Raw genomic sequence first — 24,088 nt, forward strand, 5'->3', positions numbered from 1 at the left:
TCCTCTCCTTCTTCCAGCACGCCGGCGCTGAGGCCAAACCTTTCTGCGAGCGTTTCAAGCATCATCCCACAGCACCCTACATCTTGCTCGGCAATCCGTGCACACCCCATCGAAAACGGACGTACGGCGCAGCCTTACGCGCAAGGACGACGGATGGCGCTCCAAGTGTCGAAAACCTCAATAGACTTCCGCATACGTTGACTTGTGCGGTTGAAACAAAACAGCAGGCAAAAAGGGCAAACCACGAAAGCGCGTAGATCGCGGTCGCCCACAGAGACTTACCAAAACTGCTCAATCCCAAGGATTTGGTCAGCCGCATGTTGCTCTTCGGGACGGAAGAAACCGCCCCGATAATTCATAACACTACCGCAGCATCGACTCAGTCGTCGCGGTGCACCTTCTCACGGCGTTCGTGACGCTCCTGAGCTTCAAGGCTCATCGTTGCGATCGGACGTGCATCCAGACGCTTCAGCGAAATCGGCTCGCCCGTCACGATGCAGTACCCGTACTCACCTTCATCGATCCGGCGCAATGCGCTGTCGATCTTGGCTACAAGCTTGCGCTGCCGATCACGGGTGCGCAGCTCGAGCGCGCGATCCGTTTCCTCAGATGCGCGATCCGCGACATCGGGGATGTTCCGCGTCCCGTCTTGCAGCCCTTCGATTGTATCCTTGCTGCCTGCAAGCAACTCGGACTTCCAGTTCAGCAGTTTGCGACGAAAATACTCGACTTGCCGATCATTCATGAACGGCTCGTCTTCTGCCGGGCGATAGTCATCCGGCAGGAACACTTCCTGTTTCATTAGCTTCCCCTCGATGTGACTGACGTTGGCCATCAACGGTTCCCCAGTTGGTCCAGTGTTTTGCCCCGATCAGCTCCCTGCCGCAGCGTCTATCCGAGGCACCAAGGATTGTCACTACCCATTCCCGCTCCAGATTGGCTAAAAGCAGCTTGATCAACACAATGCCGCAACAGGGTAAACAAACATGAAATTCCAAGGCACCGATGCCTATGTCGCGACCGACGACCTAACCATTGCGGTGAATGCCGCCGTTACACTTGAACGGCCCCTGCTCGTAAAGGGCGAGCCGGGCACAGGAAAAACCGAGCTGGCCAAACAGGTCGCACGTGGTCTGGGATTGCGTTTGATCGAATGGAACATCAAGTCGACGACGCGCGCGCAGCAGGGTCTTTATGAATATGACGCCGTGAGCCGCCTGCGCGATAGCCAATTGGGCGAAGACAAGGTCCACGACGTGTCGAATTACATCAAGAAAGGCAAGCTCTGGGAGGCGTTCGAAGCTGACGAAAAGGTCGTTCTGCTGATCGATGAAATCGACAAGGCAGACATCGAATTCCCGAACGACCTGCTGCAGGAACTCGATAAGATGGAGTTCTTTGTCTACGAGACCGGCAAGACGATCCAAGCGCGCCAGCGGCCCGTCGTGATCATTACGTCAAACAACGAAAAGGAACTGCCCGACGCGTTCCTGCGCCGCTGTTTCTTCCACTACATCCGCTTTCCCGACATGGAAACGATGAAGCAGATCGTTGCCGTCCATCACCCGGGCATCAAAGAGAGCCTGCTGACCACAGCGCTTACTCAGTTCTTCGAAATCCGCGATCAGCAAGGGCTGAAAAAGAAACCGTCGACATCCGAAGTGTTGGATTGGCTCAAGCTGCTTCTCGCCGAAGATATGAGCGCTGAAGATCTGAAATCTGACGGTGCCAACGCCTTACCCAAACTGCATGGCGCATTGCTGAAGAACGAACAGGACGTTCACCTCTTTGAACGCCTTGCCTTCATGGCGCGAGGCCAACGGTAGTCCTGACCGTTCCGCACTGAAATGAGACACATCTGTACACGCTGGCCACTACGTAGCCCGCGTGTTGCTTGCTGGCATCGAATAGTCAGCCGTGGAGTACACTTTGGACCCTACGAAGTTCATCGACTGACACGAAAACCGAGTCTTTTTCGCCACAGAAATCCACGCCGAGCAGGCCGCATAAGGATTGCGGACAAAAAGTCTTTATTTTGCCTGAATTGCTTCATACCCTGCCCAGGATGAGAGGCGAAAACGCCCGCATCCAAAATGCTAAAAGGCAGGCAGGCAGTAATAATAATGACCGGTTCCGACGCACTTATTGTGCGCCCTCTCATATTGTCGGATCGCCCCGCATGGGACGATCTGTGGACAGCATATTTGGCTTTTTACGAAACCACCCGCCCTCAAGACATCTACGACACCTACTTCGCACGGCTATTGGGCGATGACCCACAGGACTATAACTGCCTGGTTGCAGAGCTTGACGGCAAACTCGTCGGCCTGACCCACTTCCTGTTTCACCGTCATGGATGGAAAGTCGAAAACGTCTGCTATCTTCAGGATCTATACGCGGACCCGGCCGTACGTGGGCAAGGGATTGGTCGGGCGTTGATCGAAGGTGTGTATGCTGCTGCCGATGCGGCGGGCGCACCATCAGTCTACTGGCTGACACAAGACTTCAACACCGAAGCGCGCAAGCTCTATGACCGCATCGGCACCCTGTCCCCCTTCATCAAGTATGATCGGGGATGAGCATGATGCGCCGCTTTGTTCTACCCCTCGTCCTTGCGCTCAATGCCTGTGTGCCGGTCACACCCGGCGACACGCCGACCCGCGCCTTGCCTTACAGTTCCGATCTGCCACCGATGAAGACATTTGGGGCGCCACGTCCTGACAAGCCGATCCGATCCAACAACGATCTGGCTCTGGACTTCATCGAACTCAGCTTCCAACTCGAATCCGGCCGTGCCCTGCCCGTGTTCACGCGGTTCGAGGGTCCGATCGCGGTCCGGGTCACTGGCAAGCCACCCGCTTCTTTGGGCATGGACTTGCGCCGTTTGATGCATCGGCTGCGCTCCGAGGCGGATATCGATATTTACGAGGCCGCCCCCGGCAACCCGGCAAACATCACGATCGAAGCTGTGTCCCGCAGAGACATCAGCAAGGCCCTGCCCCACGCCGCATGTTTTGTGGTGCCCAACATCACGACAATATCCGAGTACAAAGCGACCCGCCGCACGCCGCGCACAAGTTGGAGCAACCTGCGCACGCGCAATAAACTGGCCATCTTCCTTCCGAACGACGCCAGCCCGCAAGAGGTGCGCGATTGCCTGCACGAAGAGCTCGCTCAGGCCATTGGTCCGCTGAATGACCTGTATCGCTTGCCTGACAGCGTCTTCAACGACGACAACGTGCATACCGTTCTGACCGGCTTCGACATGCTGATGCTCAAGGCCTATTACGCCCCGGAACTGAGGTCCGGCATGACCCGTGGCCAGGTGGCCGTGCGCCTGCCCCAGATCTTTGCCCGCATCAACCCGGGCGGGGAAAACCTGCCCGCGAAATTCGCCACCCGCACGCCGCGCGCCTGGAGCCAGGCCGTACAAACCGCCCTTGGTCCCGGTGCAACCACAGTGCAGCGCAAGGATGCCGCCAAACGCGCGCTTGAGATTGCACGTGCAATGGGATGGCGCGACCACCGCCGCGCTTTTGCCCACTACGCCAACGGGCGCTTGCTACTATCCAGTGATCCCAAGGCAGCACAGTCGCATTTCCGTGCAGCCGACCAGTTTTACGCAGCCACTCCCGGCGCCAATCTGCATCGTGCCTACGTTGCAACCCAACTGGCCGCCTATGCCATTAGTCGGGGCGACGGCGATACCGCCGTCATCACTCTAGCTCCGCACATCGACCTCGCTGCGCGCAACGAAAACGCTGCGCTGTTGTCGACCCTTCTCCTGCTTCGGGCAGAAGCGCTTGATCTGCAGGGCCGAACCGCAGAAGCACGTGCCGTCAGACTGGACAGCCTTGGGTGGGCGCGCTACGGATTCGGCTCTGATTGGGCGGTGCGGGCCAAGCTGCGGGAAATCTCCTCGCTCAGCCCACTCAAAGGGTGAGCTATCCGCCCCAACACATTGAGGGGCAAGAAAAATGATCGTTATTGCGGCGGCTGTGCTTGGCGCTTTGGTCGGTGGCTTTACCGCGAAGAAGCGTGACGGCAACCGATTGGACATCCTGCAATACGCCGCGGGCTACGCTTTGGCTTTCGTCATCGTCGGTATGATCGCAACTGTTCTGATTGATCGCGCGATGCGAGGCTGACATGTTACTGCCCTTCTTCGAAAGCCTCCGAAAGAACGGCGTGCCTGTGTCCTTGCGCGAATTCCTCGTCTTTCTTGAGGGAATGAAGGCTGGCCTGGCAACCTACGATGTCGAAGCCTTCTATTACCTTGCCCGTGTAGCGATGGTGAAGGACGAACGGAACATCGATAAGTTTGATCGGGCTTTTGCTGCGGCGTTCGAAGGGCTGGAACAGATCAGCATCGACCAGGTGCTTGAGGCCGTGGATATCCCTCAGGATTGGTTGGAAAAACTGGCCGAAAAGCATCTGTCCGAAGAAGAGCGGAAAGAGATTGAAGCCTTGGGCGGCTTCGACAAGCTCATGGACACACTCAAAAAACGCCTTGAAGAACAGAAGGGCCGACATCAGGGCGGCAATAAATGGGTCGGCACAGCGGGCACATCGCCGTTTGGCGCTTATGGATACAATCCGGAAGGTGTGCGTATCGGCCAAAAGGAAAGCCGTCACCAACGTGCAGTCAAGGTCTGGGACAAGCGTGAATTCAAAAACTTAGACGACACAGTTGAACTGGGCACACGCAATATCAAAGTGGCGTTAAAACGCCTGCGCCGCTGGGCTCGCGATGGTGCTGCTGAAGAGCTGGACCTCAACGGAACAATCCGCGCAACAGCCGAACATGGCTATCTTGACGTCAAGACCCGTCCGGAACGGCGCAATGCCGTGAAAGTACTGCTGTTTCTTGACGTGGGTGGATCAATGGACCCGCATGTGAAGATCGTCGAGGAGCTGTTTTCGGCGGCCAAATCCGAGTTCAAGCATCTCGAACACTTCTACTTCCACAACTGCCTCTATGAAGGTGTATGGCGGGACAATCGACGCCGCTGGGATGCACAGACACCCACACACGAGGTGCTGCGCACCTATGGCCCGGACTACAAATGCATCTTCGTGGGGGATGCCAGCATGTCCCCTTACGAGATTGCATATCCTGGCGGAGCAAACGAACACTGGAATCAGGAAGCCGGACAAGTATGGCTGGCCCGTGCCCGCGACCAATGGGCTTCGAACCTGTGGATCAATCCGGTGCCCGAGAAGTACTGGCCCTACACGCACTCCATCAGCATGATCCAAGAGATTTTTGGCGCCGACGCGATGGTGCCCATGACGCTTGAGGGGCTTAGCCGCGGGATGCGCGCTCTGACTCGCTAGTCTGGTCTGCATCGCCACCTATTTGTTTCAAAAAACGGCTGATTGGCATCGATCATCAGACGACCGATCTATGAGGCTTTCAACAAAACATCTCGGGTCTTAGTGTTCAATGCATGTCCAATGCTCCCATCGTCTCTATCGACCCTGCGGCTTTCCACGCTGATCCCTACCCCACTTTGGCGCAAATGCGCGATGAGACCCCTGTGTGCTTCGTACCTGAATTGGGCGCGACCCTGTTCACCCGGCGCGACGATGTGTTTCGCGAAGAAAAGCGGATCGACCTGTTTTCGAGCCATCAACCTGACGGATTGCTGACCAAGATCATGGGCTCAAACATGATGCGCAAGGACGGTGATGCTCATATGCGCGAACGAAAAGCGCTGTTTCCTGCACTCAGCCCTCGAACCGTGCGAGACATTCTGGCGCCACAGTTTCAGAATATTGTTCAAGGCCACATTGATCGCCTGAAACCGCATGGCGCGTGTGATCTGGTTACCGAATTCGCAATGCCGGTCTCAGCCGATGCTTTGCGACTTATGACCGGCCTTACCAACATGGCAGCCGCCGAGATGGATGCCGCAAGCCAAGCGATGCTGGACGCAGCAGCGAACTATCAGCGTGCTTCGGACGTCGACGCGCGCGGGCACCACTATGCGGACCGCGTGCAGTCCTTGATCGAAACGCGCTTGCCAGAGCTGCGGGCGCAACCGGATCACTCGATCATCTCTGTACTTGATCAAGCTGGGCTGACGCTCGACGAAATAGCCGGCAACGTACGCGTCATCATCGGCGGTGGCCAGAACGAACCCCGCGACGCCATAGCGGGCACTGTTTGGGCACTGCTGACGCACCCAGAGCAACGCGCGCAGATTGCCAAGGGTACGGCGAATTGGGGTAATGCGTTTGACGAATATGTGCGCCTTGTCGCGCCTATTGGAATGTCACCCAGACGTGTGGCGCGGAATGACACGGCCTGCGGTGTGGACTTTGAGGAAAACGAACTGATCTTTTTCATGTTTGGATCAGCCTGCCGAGACGCAACGCATTTCAACGACCCAGACGATTTTGACCTGAGCCGGGATACAGGCCCCGCCATTCCATTTGGAGCTGGCCCGCACTTTTGCGCAGGTGCCGCGGCCTCTCGCAGCCTGATTGCGGATCATGCCCTGCCCATGCTGTTTGACCAATTGCCCAACCTGCATCTGGACGGCGATGTCTCCTTTGCCGGATGGGCATTTCGCGGTCCGCTGACGGTTCCCGTCAGTTGGGAAACGTAAGTGAGCTTGCCGATGCCCTAAAACGCACCCATATCCTGAGCATGATCAAGTTTCTGCCCATCCTCCTTGCCCTTGTTTACGGCCTGGCGATGTACCGTTTCTCTGTCTGGCGCACAGCGCGCGAGCTGGACGAGAAATCCACGGAACTCGCTGATCCGATGTTGCGCCAGATGTGTGATCAAATGGCAGCCGCGCTCGACCTGGATCGCATCCGTGTCCACATCTACGAGATTGACCCGGTAAATGGCCTCGCCGCACCGGATGGGCGCATCTTCATCACACGCGGGTTCTACAACAAGTTCAGACAAGGTGCTGTTTCTGCATCCGAAATGGCCAGTGTGATTGCACACGAGTTGGGTCACGTCGCCCTCGGGCACAGCCGGCGTCGGATGATTGATTTTTCCGGGCAAAACGCGCTGCGCACAGCACTAGCAATGGTGCTCTCAAGGTTCATCCCCGGTATCGGCGTCTTGATCGCCAACACATTGACCACCCTGCTGGCAGCGCGCCTTTCGCGCAGCGATGAGTACGAAGCGGATGCCTATGCCGCCGCTTTGCTGACAAAAGCCGGGATCGGGATTGGCCCTCAGATATCACTCTTTGAAAAGCTCGAGGTGCTGACCAAGTCCAACTCCGGTGCCGTTCCGGCGTGGTTGATGAGCCATCCGAAAACAAAGGAACGTATCAAGGCGCTGGAGGTGTTGGACGCCAAGTGGAAGCGCGTCCCTGCGCGCTAAACCGTCGCAACGTCTTTGACGTCAACACGTTGTTTCAACGTCTTTCAAAACGCTCACAGGCAAACCGCTCCAGTGCTTTACCCAATCGCGGCAAACGCGCCTTTTTCATCAGACCGCGCATCTGCCAATCCTCACCGGACAATCGCCGCGCCTCTGACAGCACGCTTTGAGCGGCGCCGTTCACTGCGTCTGGTTGCGCTTCAAAACAGCCCAGCAGGAACCCGTCAGGATCGGCGCGCGACAACCCTTCTTCGGCCAGAATGTTACGCGGGAAATCCTTGGCATTTGATGTCAGAATGATGTCGGACGAACCCGCAATCGCGGCCGCAAGCACGTGTACATCCGCAGGGTCGGGTAGCCACAGCCGATGCTCCAACTCTGGTGGGTGCTTCACATTCGATCGTGGCCACCGCGCACCAAGCATTGCAATCTCACCCCGTGCCTGCGCCTCACCATCGGGCCCCAACCGGGCAGCGGCGCGCGCCCACTCTTCAAGAATGCGATCAGACCATTGCGGTGCAAAAAAACCTGCCGCAGCCACGCCCAAGACCACCTCTCGCATGACGGTGGGATAAAGCACGTTTGCGTCGATCAGGACTTTCATAGGCGAAAAAACAGCGCCTTGAGGTAACCGCTTTCCGCCAGCTGCGGCAACTGCGGATGATCCGGCCCGGCAAATCCGGTGTGAAGTAAAGCGGGTGACCGCCCTGCCCGTCCAATGCCACGCACAGATGCTGCACGGAACTTGGTCAAATCCGCGGCGTGCGAGCAGCTGCAGAGCCCCAGAATGCCCCCCTCGGCCAACAAGGGGGCCGCAAGGCGCGCAACCCTTTCATAGGCCCGCAAACCGGCATCCAGTGCCTTCTTGGACGGTGCAAAAGCCGGCGGGTCACAAATCACGACATCGAACTGCGCGCCTTCGTCCTGCAATGCTGCCAAAACGTCAAACGCATCACCCTGGCGCGTTTCGAACCTGTCCGCTGCACCCATCGCCATTGCCCCACCCGATGCAAGCGACAAAGCGGGAGCTGACCCGTCGACACACAAAGTAGACTGCGCGCCGCCTGCGAGCGCCGCTAGGCCAAATCCACCAACATGTGAAAACACGTCCAGCACGCGTGCGCCATTTGCAACAGACTTGGCAAAGGCGTGGTTCGGCCGCTGGTCATAAAACAAACCTGTCTTCTGCCCGGCTGCGACGTCAGCCAAATAGATCGCTCCGTTCATCGGCACCGGAATAGGTGCCTCGGGCACTTCACCGGCAAGAACGGCATTCTGATCATCCAGCCCCTCTAGCGCGCGTGTTCGCCCACTGGAATTCTTGATCAGATTGGGAATTTGCGTGACGTTTTGTAGCGCCGCAACAAGTTCATCTAAGCGTGCGTCAGCCCAAGCTGCGTTTGGTTGGATAACCGCAGTATCGCCAAACCGGTCGATGATCACGCCCGGAAGGCCATCCGCCTCCGCATGGATCAAACGATAAAATGGCGCATCGAACAGAACTTCGCGCAGAGCCAGAGCATGGGCAATGCGTTCTTCGAACCACGCTTGATCCACCACGGCATTGGGATCGCGATCCAACATGCGTCCCGCGATCTTTGACAAAGGGTTGACCGCCACGAGACCGAGCGGAGCGCGGCCATCATCTTCTAAAATGGCCAGCGTGCCGGGTGTGAGCGCCTTTGTTCGCCGGTCCAAGACCGTTTCGTTGCTATAGACCCACGGAAACCCATGCCGAATGCGACGCGCATCCGTTTTGGGACGCATACGCAGTTTCGGACGGTCGGACGGAAAAGAGGGCGCTGTCATGGCGCCCTCCTCTAATCCCATCGGCTGTCTTGTGAAAGATCAGATTTGGTTCATGGCCTGGAAGAAGCCCAATTGCGGGTTCTTGTATCCTTCAACCGTCGTCAGCTCCTGACGGATGACTTCAGCCAAGTGGTTTGTGATCCGCACCTTTTGCGTTTGGCCGCGTGCTTCTGCCCGTAGGGCCTGTTGGCCGCCGAAACCGTCCAGATCAGCCCGCACCAGACGAGGCTCGGTCAACAGTGCACCCGTTTCGGGGTTGCGGAGCGTCAGCTCGAAATTGATATTGTGCACACCGCCTACGGTGTAGCGTGCCTTTTCTGTAAGCGCATGGAACCGAAGCACTTTGACCTCCATTGCGACTGGTACAGCGCCGGAAAGCGGATCTGTACCACGCTGCATGGCCGTGTCAAAGATCGCCGCAACTTGCGCATGACGATCACCGATCGCATCACCACGCCATACGATGTCGGCCTTGGGTAGATAGCGGTTTGCCTCCGAGACAGACAGAGAGCGCGGCACGCGCACGGTAATGCTTTCCACTCTAACATCCGTCAACGGCGCAAGCAGTGGTGTCGTTTCCACCGGTGCGGATTGTGCGAACGGTAGCGCCGGTGCTTCGAAGGGAACATTTCGCGAGGCAACGTTTGTATTTGCACAGGCCGAAACAAGGCCACCCATCACCAAAAGCAATACCAGTTTCATGCGTTTCATCTTGGTCTCCAGTCAGGGCAGATGCACTGCGTCCTTTGCGTTCTGGAGTTCAACCTGAAGGGAGAATTGGGCAGAAATTAGACAAATTTGGTGCAAATAAGCGATTGTTTAGGGATGCAGAACAATGTCACGCATCGCGTTGGCGGCTGCGCCAACCACCACGACGGCGCGGTTGCGCGATCTGTTCCTGCCCATCACGCAAGGTCTGTGTCATCGGATGGTCCGGGTGATCAGCGCCGTACTGTTTTAGCAAGCCTGATAACAAATCCGCCGGAACATGCGTGCCCGGCACGCTCAATGCCCAATCCAAAAAAATGGTCCTGCATTCAGCAACGGTGATCCCATCAATGCGGTAAGCCTCGAAAATAAGGCCCTTCGGGTCCAGATCATCACCTTTTGGCATCACTCACGTTCCTCGCCTTGTGTAGTCGCATCAATGATCGCGGCTGCACGTTCCGTCATGGCAGCCAGTCGGTTTTCTGCCGCGCTTCGTGTGTCCGAGCCCACCGCCCGCATCAATACCTCTTGGCCCCCTGCCCCCAGTGCATCCGGATCAACCGCATCCACGCTGAGCAAACGCGACGCAATCTGCACACGCCACAGTAAAGCATGGGTTTCAGAAAGATGCTGTGCATCCGCGTCACTCAAAATGCCTGCGGCGACACAGGCATTCAGACCTTCCCGGACACCGGACCTAACCTCGCCCCTTAGCACGGCACCCGTTTGTGCCAGAAGCTCGATGTCCTGCAAACGTCCAGCGCCAATTTTTGCATCCCACACGGATGATGGTTGTCTGGCATCAGCAATGCGTGCGCGCATATCTGAAAGCTCAACGAGCACTACATGACGGTCACGTACTTGACCTATGATCGAACGGCGAAACTGCTCTACATCTTCGGCAAAACCCTCAGGCCCTGCCACAACCGTTGCACGCACCAGGGCCAAATGCTCCCACAACCATGCATCTTCGCGCTGATACCGCTGGAAGGCGGACCAGCTTGTCGCTACCGGCCCTTGATTGCCTGAGGGGCGCAATCGCATGTCAGCCTCATAGAGCCGTCCCTGCGCAGTTTGCGTGGTGATCGCCGTAATCATCGCTTGGGTCAGGCGGGCGTAGTAGGTGCGGGTTTGTAGCGGCCTGGGCCCATCAGATTGATCAACATCATCCGGATCATAGACGACGATCAGATCAAGGTCGGATTGTGGGGTCAGATGTCCGGCCCCCAAACTGCCCATACCAAGGATGACACCACCTCGCCCCGGCGGCGGCCCGTGTCGTTTGGCAAAATGCGCCTGCACTTCCGGCCAGAGCGCCGCGATGCTCGCCCGCGCCAGATCGCTGTATTGCTTCCCAGCCTCTGTCGCGGTCGTCAGCTGGCGCAAGTGATGAACGCCAATGCGGAAATGCCACTCCTTGGCCCAAGCGCGTATAGCGTCCAGCTTGCCTTCGTAGTCAGGTTCGGCGTCCAAACGAGCCACAGCAAGATCGGTCAGAGCAGCGCCACCCGGCCATGCGTCAAAAAAGCTGCCGCCAATCACTGCATCAAGCACAGCGGCATTGCGCGACAAGTACTGCGCCAATGCGGGCGATGTTCCCACAATATCAACCAATAGGTCGATGAGCTGCGGGTTCGCCTCGAACAGGGAAAAGAGCTGCACGCCCGCAGGCAGACCGGCAAGAAATCCGTCAAACGCGGCCAGCGCCTCTTGTGGCTTTGTCGCCGAAGACAAACGTTCCAGCAGCACAGGCTCGATGCGGTCGAACAAGGCCGCACCCCGCGCACTTCGCAGCGCGGGATAGCTGCGCCAACGCGCTTGCATGGCATCATCCAATGCAATGCTCGGTTTGGGCGCGCGGGCGTCCGGAGCAAAAAAGCCCTCGGTCTCTGAATGTACGGACGACAGGCGATCCTTCAATTCACCTTCTAACGCTGTTCGCTCGGTCCCCATCATGGCGGCCAGCCGCTCGAACCCTTCGTCGCTGCCCGGCAACTTGTGTGTCTGGGCGTCGCGCTGCATCTGGATGCGGTGTTCAATAGTACGGGCAAAGCGGTAGTGGTCCGTAAGTGTCACGGCAGTCGCATCAGGCACCCAGCCCTTGGCAGCGAGGCGGCTCAACCCAGTGACCGTATCGCGAACACGGAGATCCTGATCGCGCCCGCCTGCAATCAGCTGCCGGGTTTGAGTAAAAAACTCGATCTCGCGAATACCACCGCGCCCCAGTTTCATGTCGTGGCCGGGCAAGGTTATCGGGCCACCAGTTCCCTTGTGCGCGCGGATCGCCAGACGCATGTCGTGGGCGTCCTGCACCGCTGCAAAGTCCAGATGCCGCCGCCAAACAAAGGGACGAAGTTCATCCAAGAAAGCCTGCCCAGCCGAAAGATCGCCGGCGCAGGCCCGCGCTTTGATATAGGCGGCACGCTCCCATGTCCGCCCCAGGCTTTCGTAATAGCGTTCGGCCGCACCAGTCGACAAAACAACCGGTGTCACCGATGGATCAGGCCGCAAGCGCAAATCTGCGCGAAAAACATACCCGTCCTCGGTCAGGTCACTAAGGAGCCTGCACATCTCCTGCACCGCACGGACGCATCCCTTGCGCACACTCGCATAGTCGGACGGATCATGACGCGTCTCGTCAAAAAGGCAGATAAGATCAATGTCGGATGAGTAGTTCAGCTCAAACGCGCCCATCTTGCCCATGGCCAACACGAACAGACCCACCTCGGTGTCCGGCAGGCGTCCGCGGCGCACCTGCTCTTCAATGGCGGCGGACAACGCAACATCACATGCCATATCCGCAAGACGGGTCAACGCGCCGGTCACATCCTCAAGCGACCACGCCCCCGACAAATCTGCCAGAGCCGCCAACAGTGCAACGCGACGCTTGGCCCGCCTCAGGGCAGGCTTGAGACTGTTCAGGTCCTGGCTCGGAGGCGCCAGCACCTGCTCAAGAGCGGCATTAAAATCATCTAAAGCCGCTGGTAACCAATCAGCCTCTTTCTCCATGAGACCCGCCAAATAGGGACTGCACCCTGCTGTTCCCACGATCAGATCACGCAACGCGCCGCTGACCGCCGGGACGGCAGCTGCCGCAGCCTGCCCCCGTTCCAGAACAAACGGACGGGGCATTCGCGTGATATGATCTTTCAAGCGCATGACTGCACCATCAAAGGCAGACTGAGCGCCGTCAATGGCCCTTGCGCATGGTCGCGCGCTGAACCACAAATTCGGATCATGAGCAAAAGTCTGAAACGAGTACGCGCTGCACTGGACGCAGCAAAGATCGATACCGAAATCATGGAAACGCCGCTGGCCCGCACCGCTGCAGATGCCGCAAACGCCATAGGATGCGAGATCGACCAGATCGCGAAGTCAATCATTTTCCAAGGGCAAGACAGCGGCAAGGCCGTCCTGTTCATCACTGCGGGCGGCAATACAGTTGATGCGACCAAGGCTGCTGCCGTCGCGGGTGAGGCGTTGGGCAAGGCGGATGCTGCGCTGATCCGCGCGCAAACAGGCTTTGCCATCGGCGGCGTTTCACCCGTGGGGCACCTGAATCCGATCCGCACCTATTTGGATCCGCGCCTTGTGGATTTCGATGTTGTTTGGGCTGCAGCGGGCACTCCGCACCATGTTTTTCGGATCAAACCGGATGAGCTATGCCAAATTTCAGATGCACAACCATCTGATTTTACGACATAATTGCGGTTATGTGAAAAAGATTTACATCAACCCTTGCAACACAATGCCGTGATGCCAATCTTAGAGATGTGAAACGGCTTCACATACAGTCACACATCCTCGGGGCGCCGACCCCGCATCACGCGAAAGGTTCGAAAATGACGTCCATGTCCACCACTGCCCCCGCCCAGCACAGCGCAGGCGGTTGGTTTTCCAAGACCGAACGCTGGCTTGACGACCGTGGCAAAGGTGCCTGGATCGCGGCGATGGTCCTCGGTTTCATCTTCTTCTGGCCCATCGGCCTCGCCCTTCTTGCCTATATGATCTGGAGCAAACGCATGTTCTCTAAGTCCTGCACGACGCGCCGCATGGGCGGTGCGATGACCACGATGCGCTCGACCGGCAACTCGGCATTTGATGCCTACAAAGCCGACACGCTGCGTCGGCTGGAGGAAGAACAGCATAATTTTGAAGCCTTCCTCGAGCGTCTGCGTGAGGCCAAGGACAAATCCGAGTTCGATCAATTCATGGACGAACGCGCAAAAGCGGCAAAGTCCGAAGACTAAGCACTCCGGTCCCGGCTCTGCCCGGGACCGCTTCCAACCTCCCCTTCGGAGCACGTGAATGCAGCTCGCTGACCCCATCACGCAACCCCAGTTTTATCGCGACGTGGCCGGCAAACGGTTCATGGCGTGGATTTTTGACACGATAATTATTGGCCTCATCTGTGCGCTGATTTTGCCATTCACTGCATTTATCGCAATCTTCTTTTGGCTGGGTTTGTATGCAGTTGTTGGCTTCATGTACCGGACAATCACCTTGGCGATAGGATCGGGCACCTGGGGCATGCGCCTTATGGCCATCGAAATCCGGGATTCGTCGGGCGCTCGTCTGGATCTGGGTCAGGCATTCCTGCACACATTGGGATATACGGTCAGCTGGGCTGTTGTGCCCCTCCAACTGATTTCAATTGTGTTAATGGCCACATCCAATCGCGGTCAGGGTTTGACTGACATCGTGATGGGAAGTGCTGCATTAAATCGGCGCGCGCGCGCCTGAGGGCACGTTACACACTTGCCAGCAATGCGTGCACTGGTATCATTTGCGCGAACTTTTGCTGGATACCTATGCGTCACACGCTTCCCCTTGCCCCGCAGTTCTATGTGACTGCACCGCAGCCCTGTCCGTATCTGGACGGGCGGATGGAGCGTAAGCTGTTCACGGCGCTGCAAGGCGAGAACGCGGAAAAGCTGAATGACAGCCTGAGTCAGCAAGGGTTTCGACGGTCACAAAACGTACTGTATCGCCCCTCTTGCGCCGATTGTTCTGCCTGCCTGTCCGCACGGATCGATGTCTCCGCTTTTGGCCCGTCCAAAAGCCAGAAACGCACCATCAAGCGCAATGAAGGCCTTGAGCGCCGTGCGACATCGCCATGGGCGACCGAGGAACAATACGCCCTTTTTCGCGACTACCTCGACAGTCGGCACGCCGATGGCGGTATGGCCGATATGGACGTGTTTGAATTCGCTGCAATGATCGAGGAAACACCGATCCGCAGCAGGGTGATCGAATATGTTGAGAAAGATACAAACGAATTGACCGGCGTCAGCCTGACCGATGTGCTGACTGATGGGCTCAGCATGGTCTACAGTTTCTACAAACCGGGCCTGCAGCGCCAATCCCTTGGCACGTACATGATCCTAGATCATGTACGGATCGCGCAAGAAGCCAATCTGCCATATGTGTATCTGGGCTATTGGGTCCCTGGCAGCCAGAAAATGGGATATAAATCCAAGTTTTCAGGGCTTGAGGTCTATATTGGCGGACGTTGGCAAAAGATGCGCAATCCGGATGCTTTCAGCCCGGATATGCACCCCCTTTCGACTGATCCCATAGCTGAACAGGTTGCCAACATCTCGCTGCCGGATACGCGGCCCACGCGCTAAGGCGAGCCCCTGTCAGGGCCGACGCTGTCCTTCAATCTGGTGTGCGATGATGTTGCCGCACAAACACTTCCGAAGATATCCGAATACCTGAGCGCCATCCGTTTCCTCAAATGGATCGAGCCATGTATTTTCCGCGGGGCTAAGCCTTTGACATTGCCAACAATGCAGCAGCGTGAAGCGTCCTTCGAATAGGTCCGCATTAAAGTCCACGGGCACTTCAGCAGCACCGATTTCAATCTGCGACCGGTGGCTTGTGAAGCTTTCAATGCGTTCCTGAAACGCCCGCAGGCGCCCAAGCTCTTTGGAGATTTGAGAGACACCGTTGTCCAACTGCGGGCGCTGACGCACTTTTGCGATCCGACTGTTCAGAGCCTGGCAAACTCGCTCAGGCAAATCATCGACGAGGAGATATGCGCGGAACCGACTTTGCAACGCGGTGTAGTTCCAACTGTCGTTTCGAACAGACACCCACCAAGTTGGCATCGTCGCACCCTTTCCCAAACAGCTACGGCCAATACCTGCCATTCGCCACGGGTGGAAGCCAGCGGATCATGCTTCGCAAGTGAAACAGGAATTCAAAACCACACGACACCACGCACGCAAAGCAAAAGGGCGGCCGTATGGCCGCCCTTGATTGGTAGTTGACCCCCTAGTTCGGTATCAGGTCCGGAACGAGTGTCACGATGCCAGGGAAGGTCCACAGCAAGGCAAGCCCCGCCACTTGGATCAATACAAACGGAATGATCCCGCGATAGATGTGCCCGGTTGTCACTTCCTTCGGCGCCACCCCTCTCAGATAGAAAAGCGCAAATCCGAAAGGTGGTGTCAGGAACGACGTCTGCAGGTTCACCGCGATCATGATCGTCACCCACTTCGGATCAAACGTACCGCCGTAAATGACCGGCCCAACGATCGGGATCACGATGTAGATGATCTCGAGGAAATCGAGCACGAAGCCCAGGATGAACAGCACCAGCATTACGATCAGGAACACCGTGAACTCGTTGTCGAACGACTTGAGGAACTGCTGGATGTAGTGCTCGCCGCCGAAAGAGATCACAACGAGGTTCAAAAGCTGCGACCCGATCAAGATGGTGAACACCATCGATGTCACCTTGGCCGTTTCACGCACAACCGGGCTAAGAACGCCGGAAGTGTAGAGGATCCAGCATGAGAACAGCAGACCGAACAGAGCATACAGGTAAGCTCCGTAAGCTACGAAGAACGCAAACCAGCTTTGAGCAGACACGCCACTTTGATTGATGCGCAGGTCAAAGTTCACACCGACGAGGATACAGACGACAATCGCCAGCGTAGACCAGATGATCACTTTCGGGCTGCGGTCCATATCGGTCAGCTTGCGATAGGCGGCCAGCATGATCGCACCACCTGCCCCCAGAGCAGCCGCTGGCGTCGGGTTGGTGATACCGCCAAGGATCGAGCCAAGCACCGCCACAATCAGAACCAGCGGTGGGAACACGACCCGCACCAGCTCGTTTTTTGAACATCGCTTTACGCCCTCAACCGCACCGTAAAGAACCAGTGCAAAAGGAATCAACATGACAGCCACGTAGTAGCCCGCACTGTTGAGCGGCCCGATAAGCAGAATGTCAGCCAGCAAAGCAAGGACCACTCCAATACCGCCGATGATCAGTGGCTGGTTTTCCTTGCTTGGCGCGATGCCCTTGGCCGTGGTCAGGATCAGACCCAGCAAGATCAGCAGGATCGCGGTACCAGTGCCGATGGGAGCAGCCGACGCAACTTTGGTCTCAATCGCTGCTGCAAGCTCCTCTTCGCTCAACCGTTGCGATTGCTGAACACCACCTGCGGCATCGATTTCCTCTTGCTGCGCGAGGGCGGCGTCCCACGCATCCTGACCATGCAATTCGATCATGGATGCCTTGCATTCGTCCCCCACGTTGGTACGCAGGCTTGCAGCTTGGCCTATGTCAGAGAACGCGGATACTGTCGCGGACTGACTGCCCACAATATTCAGGTTCCCGAGCAGGATGGTACCTACAATGATCAGAACAGGCGCGCCCAGGAACCATGTGAACGCTTCGCCGCGCGTAATCGGTTCGGCATTTGTCGCGCCCATTTCGACAGCTGGCGCCTTTTCCGGGTTCAAGAGCGCATATCCGAATGCATAGAGCGCGTAGAGCAGTGCAAGCATAATGCCAGGCAATAGAGCAGCCTGGAACAACGTGCCAACGGAGACCACCGCAGGCTCACCCAGATATGTCAAAGCGTCAGTACACCCAGCGACCTGTGCCCGGTTTTCCTGCGCAGCCGAGTAAAGGTCACCTGCAAGCGTCCCCAAGAGAACGATGACGATGGACGGCGGAATGATCTGCCCCAGCGTTCCGGATGCTGCAATCACACCTGTCGCGATCTCGGGTGAGTAGTTGTTCCGCAACATGGTCGGCAGGGCGAGCAGCCCCATGGTCACAACCGTCGCGCCCACGATGCCAGTCGATGCAGCAAGGAAGGCACCCACAACAACGATGGACACGGCCAGACCGCCGGGCAGCGGCCCAAAGACGCGGGCCATGGTTGTCAGAAGGTCATTGGCGATTTTCGACCGTTCGAGGGTGATGCCCATCAGAACAAACATCAGAACGGCCAGCAGCGTTTCGATGGACTGACCGGCCAGCACACGCTCGTTCATCCGGTTCACAACAAAGGATACGTTCCGGTCCAGCGCAACTTCCCAACCGTTCGGGAACACAGGTTCGCCAATGCGCGGCAGGTCGGGGTATCGGAACACGCTGATCGTATCAGGTTTGACCCCCGAATTGACCAGATCACGATAAGCTTGTGCGCTTTCGTCAATCGCCTGGTGGATCAAGAGACCGGCACTGTCGAGCGACGCGATGATCCCGAAGGAGATGACCCCTGCCCCCGCAATCGCAAACGCAACGGGAAAGCCAGAAAGGATGCCGCCAAAGAGGCAGACAAAGACGATGATCAGGCCGATTTCTACGCCATCAAGTCCAAACAACATTGTTTACTGCCCCTAACTCAGTGTGTGCCTTCGTAGGCTTCTTCGCCCTCGCCCAGCGTATCGCGGTCGAGGTATTTGCCTTCGCTCTCTTCGCCTTCCCTCCACTCAAGATACGAGCGGTAGAAAAAGGCGATGGCATGCAGGAATACGAGCCCCGCAAAGGCGACCAGCAGGATTTTGAACAGGAAGTACCCGTTGAAGCCGTTGGGGCTGAACCCGATCGTTTCAACGTTCCAGCGGACGGCACGAGCCGAACGTTCGGCACGCTCCAGGTCCCAACTTGCGGCCGGTTTTGGTGTCACCAGGTGGCGCCACAGGAAGTACCAGCCGTACATCCAGATCAGCGTGGCCGAGGGCAGCATGAACACCAGAGACCCAAACATGTCGATCACGCGCTTGGTGCGGAACTTCACCGCGGAATAGAACAGGTCCACACGCACATGCCCACCCTGCACGAACGTGTAGGTAACGCACATGCAAACAACGAGCGCGTTATAGAGCTTCAGCTCTTCGGCAAACCAGGAAATGTCGAACTGCAACGGGATGCCGAAACCAATTGAGATATCCGGCCGGGTAAAAATCCGCTGCATGAAAACAATAATGATCTGCTGCAGCACCATCAGAAGGCCAGCCCATGCAAAGAATCGGCCCGAGGTGTTGGCGATCCCCTCCATCACGCGAACGCAACCCCACATGAACTCTCGTTTCCAAAGGCCGATGGCGGTGGCGGCAAGGATAATGGCGAGGACGGCAAAGAAGAACTGCGTCGACCCGCCATAGTAGACGAATTTCATCAAGGACAGTTTGTCTTCGGGCGTGTTGGCCCACGTGACCCAGTCCAACCAGGACGCTGGATGCGTGATGGCATAGGCAATGTTGTAGAAGGCCAGGCCCAGGTTCTGAAAGAACCAGAGAACGCCATCAACCAGCGTTGCAAAGGTACTTGCGGCTTCAGCGCCGTTATCGTTTTCCATGAATGTGCCCCCTACGATCTGGTCAGAGCGTGACCATCTGATCGCCTCAGTTCCTCACGTGAACCAAGGGCCCCGATCATCGGAGCCCTTGGCGTTTTCAGAAGTGTCGGCTTAGCCGCCCAGCACGCGCACGCGCTGTTGGACATAGTAGCCGTCGGACTTGTTGATCCAGCTGGCCGATGTCGCGAGGCTCTCTTCGAACGAGGCACGGGTCCGTGCGAACAGCTCGTCGCCCATGTTCTCGTCCATGACTTCTGCCGACGCAGCACCGAACGCATCCCAGACGTCATCCGAGAATTGCAGCGTTTTCACGCCCTGCTGTTGCAGACGTGCCAGCGCAGCACCGTTGTTGGCCAGGGTTTCAGCCAGCTGGTAGTGCGTGACCGCGCGCGACGCGTTGGTCAGGATAGCCTGGTGCTGTGGTGTCAGATCATTCCAGACATCCAGGTTCACGTTGGCCGCCAGAGCCGAACCCGGCTCGTGGAAACCAGCGGTGTAGTAGACTTTCGCCACTTCCTGGAAGCCGGCGCGCTCGTCAGCCATCGGGCCAACCCACTCCAGACCGTCCAGAGCACCGGACGAAAGCGCCTGATACAGTTCACCACCAGGGATGTTCTGCACGGATGCGCCCAGCTTGCCGAGCACCTTGCCACCCAAACCGGGCATACGGAACTTCAGGCCGTTGAAGTCAGCCGCCGAGTTGATCTCGTTGCGGAACCAGCCACCGGATTGCGAACCGGAGTTACCTGCCAGCAAACCTTTGAGGTTGAAAATTTCGCCCAGCTCGTCGTGCAGCTCTTGGCCGCCGCCGTGCTCGTACCAGTTGGTGACTTCCTGCGCGGTGCCGCCGAAGGGCACGGCTGTATAGTAGGCATATGCCGGGTGCTGACCGATGAAGTAGTAGTCAGCCGAGTGGTACATGTCCGCCTGGCCCGACGACACGGCGTCGAACACTTCGAACGCGCCAACCAGCTCGCCCGGGGCTTTCTTGTCGATGGTCAGTTGACCGTCCGACATCGCACCCACGAATTGCTCAAGGTAGCTTGCCGCGTCATCCAGAACGGCAAAGCCGCGGGGCCACGATGTGACCATTGTCAGCGTGCGCTTGCCCTGCGCATAGGCCGGTGCGGCCAGCGTTGTTGCCGCGGCGGCGGAACCACCCAGTGCAGACGTCTTTAGAAAAGAACGACGATCCATAGAGATACTCCTCCCAAATATGATGCCCTTCCCCTCCCAGGGGGGCGGATCGTTTCGAGTGCCGACACACTAGCGATGGCGGCCACGATGAAAATACCTAGTACTGCGTAGAAAGTCGGCAATTCTGCGCGTTTGGTCAGTTTTTTTCACCAATTTTGACAGCATTTCATTGTACCGCGATCCTGTTAGCGCACGTAATTTTCGCTGTGCCTCTTTGATTCGAGCGGTAATCCGCGTATCGAATCGTGGTGTGCGACACGCCCTTTCCAACCTGCGCCTGACCTATGCGCAAAAGCTGTCTCTTGTAGCTGCCGTTCCGCTTATCCTTGCGGTCGCAGCAATCGCTATTCTCGTCGCTATTCAGTCTCGCGCACTGGCCGAGCGGGAAATACAAGCGCTGGAAACCCAGTTGATCGAGGCCAAAAAAAGGGAACTGCGCAACTACGTGACACAGGCTCGCAACGGGTTCTACTTCATCTACGGATCAGCCGCACCCGACGATCAGGAAGCCAAAGATCAGGTGGCCCAGATCCTGTCAGCCATGATTTACGGGGATGAGGGGTTCTTCTTCGTCTATGACTATGACGGCACAAATCTGGTCAACCCGCGCCAGACCGAGATGATCAACAACAATCACCTTGCGCTCACGGACAGCCGGGGCACGCGTGTTGTGTCCAACCTGATCGATATCGCGCGCCAGGGCGACGGGTATCTGACCCATCTTTGGCCGAAACCCTCCAACGGTCAGGAAGCCGAGATGATCACCTATGTCACCTCCTTCCCATCGTGGCGATGGGCGGTCGGCACAGGTGTCTATATCGATGACGTTCTGACCTCGGTTGCTGCGGCACGCGCCGATGTGGAAACCCGGGTGCAACGCACGTTCTACTACATATCCGCCATTACGTTGGCGGCCCTTCTGATGGTCTTTGGCTCCGGCATGGCGCTAAACTTTCGAGAACGCCGTTTGGCTGACGCCAAGCTGAAGAAGCTGACACAACGGGTTTTTGACGCGCAGGAAGAGGAACGTGGGCGCGTGGCTCGCGAATTGCATGACGGCATCAGCCAGATTCTTGTTGGTGTCCGCTATGCACTCGACAGCGCGCGTCGGCGTTTGGACAAGGGCAGTGGCGACGCCACAGCCCCCCTCACCCAAGGAATAGACAATTTGGGCACGGCCATTTCGGAAGTACGCCGCATCAGTCGTGATCTCCGTCCGGGCGCATTGGACGACTTGGGGCTCGGCCCCGCCCTAAAAGCGCTGATCGAGGATTTTGCGAACCGGACCGGGATCGAGACGGATTTTCAAACAGTGGTGTTCCGAAACCGACTGGATCAGGATGCAAAAATCGCACTCTATCGCATCGCACAGGAAGCGCTCACCAACATCGAACGGCACGCCGCAGCAACAAATGTATCGGTCGATCTGCGTGGTCACAAACGCGGGGCAACGCTGCGCATCTCTGACAATGGCGTTGGACTTGACCAATCGCTGAGCAGTAGATCCGCAGGCATTGGATTGCGAAACATACAGGAGCGTGTGGAGCAACTGGACGGCGCGCTGCGTATCTTGTCTGGAGCGGGGCAACAGGGTGGCACCGTGATCGAAGCGACGGTACCATTGACGCACCTACTGCCACCAGAAAGCTCGACACCCGGTAAGGAGCGCGCGCGCGCATGACTGACTTAATTCGCGTTCTGATCGTTGACGATCACCCCATGGTCGCGCAAGGCATCCAATCTGTTCTTGAGGACCATGACGGCATTTTGGTTGTCGGGACACTTGGCACCGGTCGTGCCGTCATTGATCAGCTAGACGACCTTGATCCGGACGTCATTCTGATGGACCTCAACATGCCGGAGATGGGCGGCCTGACAGCAACCGAACTTGTGCTGGAAAAGCGGCCTGGCACACGCATTCTCATTCTATCCATGCATGACAGTCCCGAATACATCTCGTCCGCCCTGAGCCACGGTGCGATGGGTTACGTATTGAAAGACGTTCCGACGGAAGAGATTGCACAGGCGATAGAGACGGTCATGAAGGGTGAACGGTACCTGTGCACTGGCGCCGAGGGGGCCATTGCACCCAAACGCGCAGATGTCGCCGGCGCACTGACCGGGCGCGAACAAACTATCCTGCTACAACTCGCGCAGGGACTGTCAAACAAGGAAGTGGCTAACGCCTTGGACATCTCCGTACGGACGGTTGAAACCCACCGCAAGAACATCAAGCGCAAGCTGGGCATATCGTCCACCGCGGGTCTGACACGCTATGCTCTGGAACATGGCGTTCTGCAGGGCACCGGCAATGCGCTTTAGGCGGTGCCTCCTAACCATTTCTAAAGTGATCGGTGGCAATGCTCCGGCATGTCACAACTCTCTTTTCAAACCATGTCTGCACCTGAGACGGACGCAGAACGCTTTGCACAACGCCGGGCGGCCATCGACCTGATCGCAACAACCCGGGCACGCGCCATACGTTCAGCATTGTTTGGATCATATCTGTTTCGTGTAAATCCACTTGGTCCCGAAACCACTGAAAAGCGGGCGCAATGGCGAACCATCCTGAACGAGCAGCGTGATGCTATCGCACGGTCAGCGGCACTTGTGCAGGGAACCGACCCACAAAGGGCTGTACCTGACTGGGTCTGTGAGTGGATTGGGCAGCATGGATCAGAAAACCCCAAGACAGTCGCTGCCTTTGTGAGAATGAGCGAGCTTACGAACGATGTCGCCCTTGCCGCCGAGGGCGACGATGTCCGACGGCTGCGTGACGCCCTCGATGTCCATTTACGGGTTGGCCGCGGCGGCTTTTTCGAAAGTGTGTCGAGCTTTTGTGACGGTCTTTGGGCCAAGCTGGACGCAACGCGCCACGCGGAGGTGGAGCGCGCAAGTGCAGCCGGGGATGCTATTTCCAAAACTCTGACACGGCTTGAGCAAATCGGTAAACATGTCAGACTTGTGTCTCTCAACGCGTCGGTCGAAGCAGCACGCGTTGGTGATGCAGGCCGCGGCCTGGGTGTGATCGCGGTGGAATTCAAAACCCTGGCAGAAGAGATTCAGATGCTGGCCACCAACGCCCGGTCCGACATCGCTGCTATGACAGGCAGTGAGGATGAGTGCGCCGCCGCAATCAGGGGCAAAAATTACCTTTAATGTCGGCAGAAAGACCTCGGGCGAAATAAAGTTTCACATTTTTCCGACCTCAAGACAGTTTTTTCTGATTTTCCACTGTTGACGCCCCTTTGGGGTCCGCATAGTGTTCGCGCACGCAGAAAAGGGCCTCAGGGTTAATGACTGAACTAGTCGTCATCGTAGTGGATATGCGCATGGGCCGGTAACGGAACTCCAGACCGACACCCATGCGCCCCCGAAACCCGGGGGTTTTTTTATGCGCAACAGAAACCGCAAA

At 57.4% G+C, this 24,088-nt stretch carries 24 protein-coding genes; 14 read left to right on the plus strand and 10 right to left on the minus strand.

What is annotated here, in order from left to right; translation table 11 throughout:
* Positions 1 to 379: 379 nt before the first annotated feature.
* The gene (gene dksA, locus AC6RA8_RS03420; RefSeq protein ID WP_222520910.1) at positions 380 to 802 is read right to left on the minus strand and encodes an RNA polymerase-binding protein DksA; all 423 of its coding nucleotides are present in this window, start codon (positions 800 to 802) and stop codon (positions 380 to 382) included.
* A gap of 184 nt (positions 803 to 986) precedes the next feature.
* Here dksA and AC6RA8_RS03425 point away from each other — a divergent pair, with 184 nt between their 5' ends.
* The 7 genes from AC6RA8_RS03425 to AC6RA8_RS03455 all read left to right on the plus strand — a co-directional run bounded on the left by AC6RA8_RS03425 (position 987) and on the right by AC6RA8_RS03455 (position 7,351).
* Positions 987 to 1,826 (plus strand): AAA family ATPase, encoded by an 840-nt coding sequence (locus AC6RA8_RS03425; protein WP_299774534.1) that lies wholly within the window; start codon positions 987 to 989, stop codon positions 1,824 to 1,826.
* A 297-nt stretch (positions 1,827 to 2,123) separates the two neighbouring features.
* Positions 2,124 to 2,579, plus strand: coding sequence for a GNAT family N-acetyltransferase (locus tag AC6RA8_RS03430; RefSeq protein WP_500350725.1), 456 nt, complete (start codon positions 2,124 to 2,126; stop codon positions 2,577 to 2,579).
* A 5-nt stretch (positions 2,580 to 2,584) separates the two neighbouring features.
* Positions 2,585 to 3,943, plus strand: coding sequence for a DUF2927 domain-containing protein (locus AC6RA8_RS03435; protein ID WP_500350766.1), 1,359 nt, complete (start codon positions 2,585 to 2,587; stop codon positions 3,941 to 3,943).
* A 34-nt stretch (positions 3,944 to 3,977) separates the two neighbouring features.
* Positions 3,978 to 4,148, plus strand: coding sequence for an apolipoprotein acyltransferase (locus tag AC6RA8_RS03440; protein WP_500350726.1), 171 nt, complete (start codon positions 3,978 to 3,980; stop codon positions 4,146 to 4,148).
* A gap of 1 nt (position 4,149) precedes the next feature.
* Positions 4,150 to 5,337 carry a vWA domain-containing protein gene (locus AC6RA8_RS03445; protein WP_500350727.1) on the plus strand — a complete coding sequence of 396 codons (1,188 nt, stop codon included), beginning with the start codon at positions 4,150 to 4,152 and terminating at the stop codon, positions 5,335 to 5,337.
* A 113-nt stretch (positions 5,338 to 5,450) separates the two neighbouring features.
* Positions 5,451 to 6,614 carry a cytochrome P450 gene (locus AC6RA8_RS03450; protein ID WP_500350728.1) on the plus strand — a complete coding sequence of 388 codons (1,164 nt, stop codon included), beginning with the start codon at positions 5,451 to 5,453 and terminating at the stop codon, positions 6,612 to 6,614.
* A gap of 41 nt (positions 6,615 to 6,655) precedes the next feature.
* The gene (locus AC6RA8_RS03455) at positions 6,656 to 7,351 is read left to right on the plus strand and encodes a M48 family metalloprotease (protein ID WP_500350729.1); all 696 of its coding nucleotides are present in this window, start codon (positions 6,656 to 6,658) and stop codon (positions 7,349 to 7,351) included.
* Between the two features lie 34 nt (positions 7,352 to 7,385).
* Here the strand turns inward: AC6RA8_RS03455 and AC6RA8_RS03460 are convergent, their stop codons facing one another.
* The 5 genes from AC6RA8_RS03460 to AC6RA8_RS03480 all read right to left on the minus strand — a co-directional run bounded on the left by AC6RA8_RS03460 (position 7,386) and on the right by AC6RA8_RS03480 (position 13,027).
* On the minus strand, positions 7,386 to 7,955 hold the full coding sequence (locus AC6RA8_RS03460) for an RSP_2648 family PIN domain-containing protein (protein WP_500350730.1): 570 nt from the start codon (positions 7,953 to 7,955) through the stop codon (positions 7,386 to 7,388).
* Positions 7,952 to 9,160, minus strand: coding sequence for an RSP_2647 family RNA methyltransferase (locus tag AC6RA8_RS03465; RefSeq protein WP_500350731.1), 1,209 nt, complete (start codon positions 9,158 to 9,160; stop codon positions 7,952 to 7,954). The genes AC6RA8_RS03460 and AC6RA8_RS03465 overlap by 4 nt, the downstream gene beginning before the upstream one ends.
* A gap of 39 nt (positions 9,161 to 9,199) precedes the next feature.
* The gene (locus AC6RA8_RS03470; protein ID WP_500350732.1) at positions 9,200 to 9,871 is read right to left on the minus strand and encodes a DUF6778 family protein; all 672 of its coding nucleotides are present in this window, start codon (positions 9,869 to 9,871) and stop codon (positions 9,200 to 9,202) included.
* Positions 9,872 to 9,998: 127 nt separating this feature from the next.
* Entirely contained in the window at positions 9,999 to 10,274 is a 276-nt protein-coding gene (locus AC6RA8_RS03475; RefSeq protein ID WP_500350733.1) for a hypothetical protein, read from the minus strand.
* Positions 10,274 to 13,027, minus strand: coding sequence for a [protein-PII] uridylyltransferase family protein (locus AC6RA8_RS03480; protein WP_500350734.1), 2,754 nt, complete (start codon positions 13,025 to 13,027; stop codon positions 10,274 to 10,276). Before AC6RA8_RS03480 ends, AC6RA8_RS03475 begins: the two co-directional genes overlap by 1 nt.
* Before the next feature lie 78 nt (positions 13,028 to 13,105).
* Between AC6RA8_RS03480 and AC6RA8_RS03485 the strand changes: the two genes are divergently transcribed.
* The 4 genes from AC6RA8_RS03485 (at position 13,106) to AC6RA8_RS03500 (ending at position 15,498) form a co-directional block, all read left to right on the plus strand.
* A complete protein-coding gene (locus AC6RA8_RS03485) occupies positions 13,106 to 13,573 on the plus strand; it encodes a YbaK/EbsC family protein (protein ID WP_500350735.1) in 468 nt (155 codons plus the stop codon).
* Positions 13,574 to 13,710: 137 nt separating this feature from the next.
* On the plus strand, positions 13,711 to 14,118 hold the full coding sequence (locus AC6RA8_RS03490; RefSeq protein ID WP_500350767.1) for a DUF2852 domain-containing protein: 408 nt from the start codon (positions 13,711 to 13,713) through the stop codon (positions 14,116 to 14,118).
* A 58-nt stretch (positions 14,119 to 14,176) separates the two neighbouring features.
* Positions 14,177 to 14,611 (plus strand): RDD family protein, encoded by a 435-nt coding sequence (locus AC6RA8_RS03495; protein ID WP_500350736.1) that lies wholly within the window; start codon positions 14,177 to 14,179, stop codon positions 14,609 to 14,611.
* 68 nt (positions 14,612 to 14,679) lie between these two features.
* Positions 14,680 to 15,498, plus strand: a complete 819-nt coding sequence (locus AC6RA8_RS03500) for an arginyltransferase (RefSeq protein ID WP_500350737.1) — start codon at positions 14,680 to 14,682, stop codon at positions 15,496 to 15,498.
* 12 nt (positions 15,499 to 15,510) lie between these two features.
* On the opposite strand, the gene AC6RA8_RS03505 is transcribed toward AC6RA8_RS03500, so the two are convergent.
* From AC6RA8_RS03505 to AC6RA8_RS03520, 4 genes are all read right to left on the minus strand, one after another.
* Complete coding sequence (locus AC6RA8_RS03505) at positions 15,511 to 15,981, minus strand: hypothetical protein (RefSeq protein WP_500350738.1); 471 nt, start codon at positions 15,979 to 15,981, stop codon at positions 15,511 to 15,513.
* Positions 15,982 to 16,147: 166 nt separating this feature from the next.
* Entirely contained in the window at positions 16,148 to 18,502 is a 2,355-nt protein-coding gene (locus AC6RA8_RS03510) for a TRAP transporter large permease (RefSeq protein ID WP_500350739.1), read from the minus strand.
* 17 nt (positions 18,503 to 18,519) lie between these two features.
* Positions 18,520 to 19,476: a TRAP transporter small permease subunit gene (locus tag AC6RA8_RS03515; protein WP_500350740.1), complete on the minus strand. Its 957-nt coding sequence runs from the start codon at positions 19,474 to 19,476 to the stop codon at positions 18,520 to 18,522.
* Between the two features lie 111 nt (positions 19,477 to 19,587).
* Complete coding sequence (locus AC6RA8_RS03520) at positions 19,588 to 20,673, minus strand: TRAP transporter substrate-binding protein (protein WP_500350741.1); 1,086 nt, start codon at positions 20,671 to 20,673, stop codon at positions 19,588 to 19,590.
* A 250-nt stretch (positions 20,674 to 20,923) separates the two neighbouring features.
* On the opposite strand from AC6RA8_RS03520, the gene AC6RA8_RS03525 reads away from it, so the two are divergent.
* The 3 genes from AC6RA8_RS03525 to AC6RA8_RS03535 all read left to right on the plus strand — a co-directional run bounded on the left by AC6RA8_RS03525 (position 20,924) and on the right by AC6RA8_RS03535 (position 23,832).
* Positions 20,924 to 22,354, plus strand: a complete 1,431-nt coding sequence (locus tag AC6RA8_RS03525; RefSeq protein WP_500350742.1) for a cache domain-containing protein — start codon at positions 20,924 to 20,926, stop codon at positions 22,352 to 22,354.
* A complete protein-coding gene (locus AC6RA8_RS03530; protein WP_500350743.1) occupies positions 22,351 to 22,995 on the plus strand; it encodes a response regulator transcription factor in 645 nt (214 codons plus the stop codon). The genes AC6RA8_RS03525 and AC6RA8_RS03530 overlap by 4 nt, the downstream gene beginning before the upstream one ends.
* A gap of 72 nt (positions 22,996 to 23,067) precedes the next feature.
* Positions 23,068 to 23,832, plus strand: a complete 765-nt coding sequence (locus tag AC6RA8_RS03535) for a methyl-accepting chemotaxis protein (RefSeq protein WP_500350744.1) — start codon at positions 23,068 to 23,070, stop codon at positions 23,830 to 23,832.
* Positions 23,833 to 24,088: the final 256 nt, after the last annotated feature.

Source organism: Tateyamaria sp., from assembly GCF_059783535.1.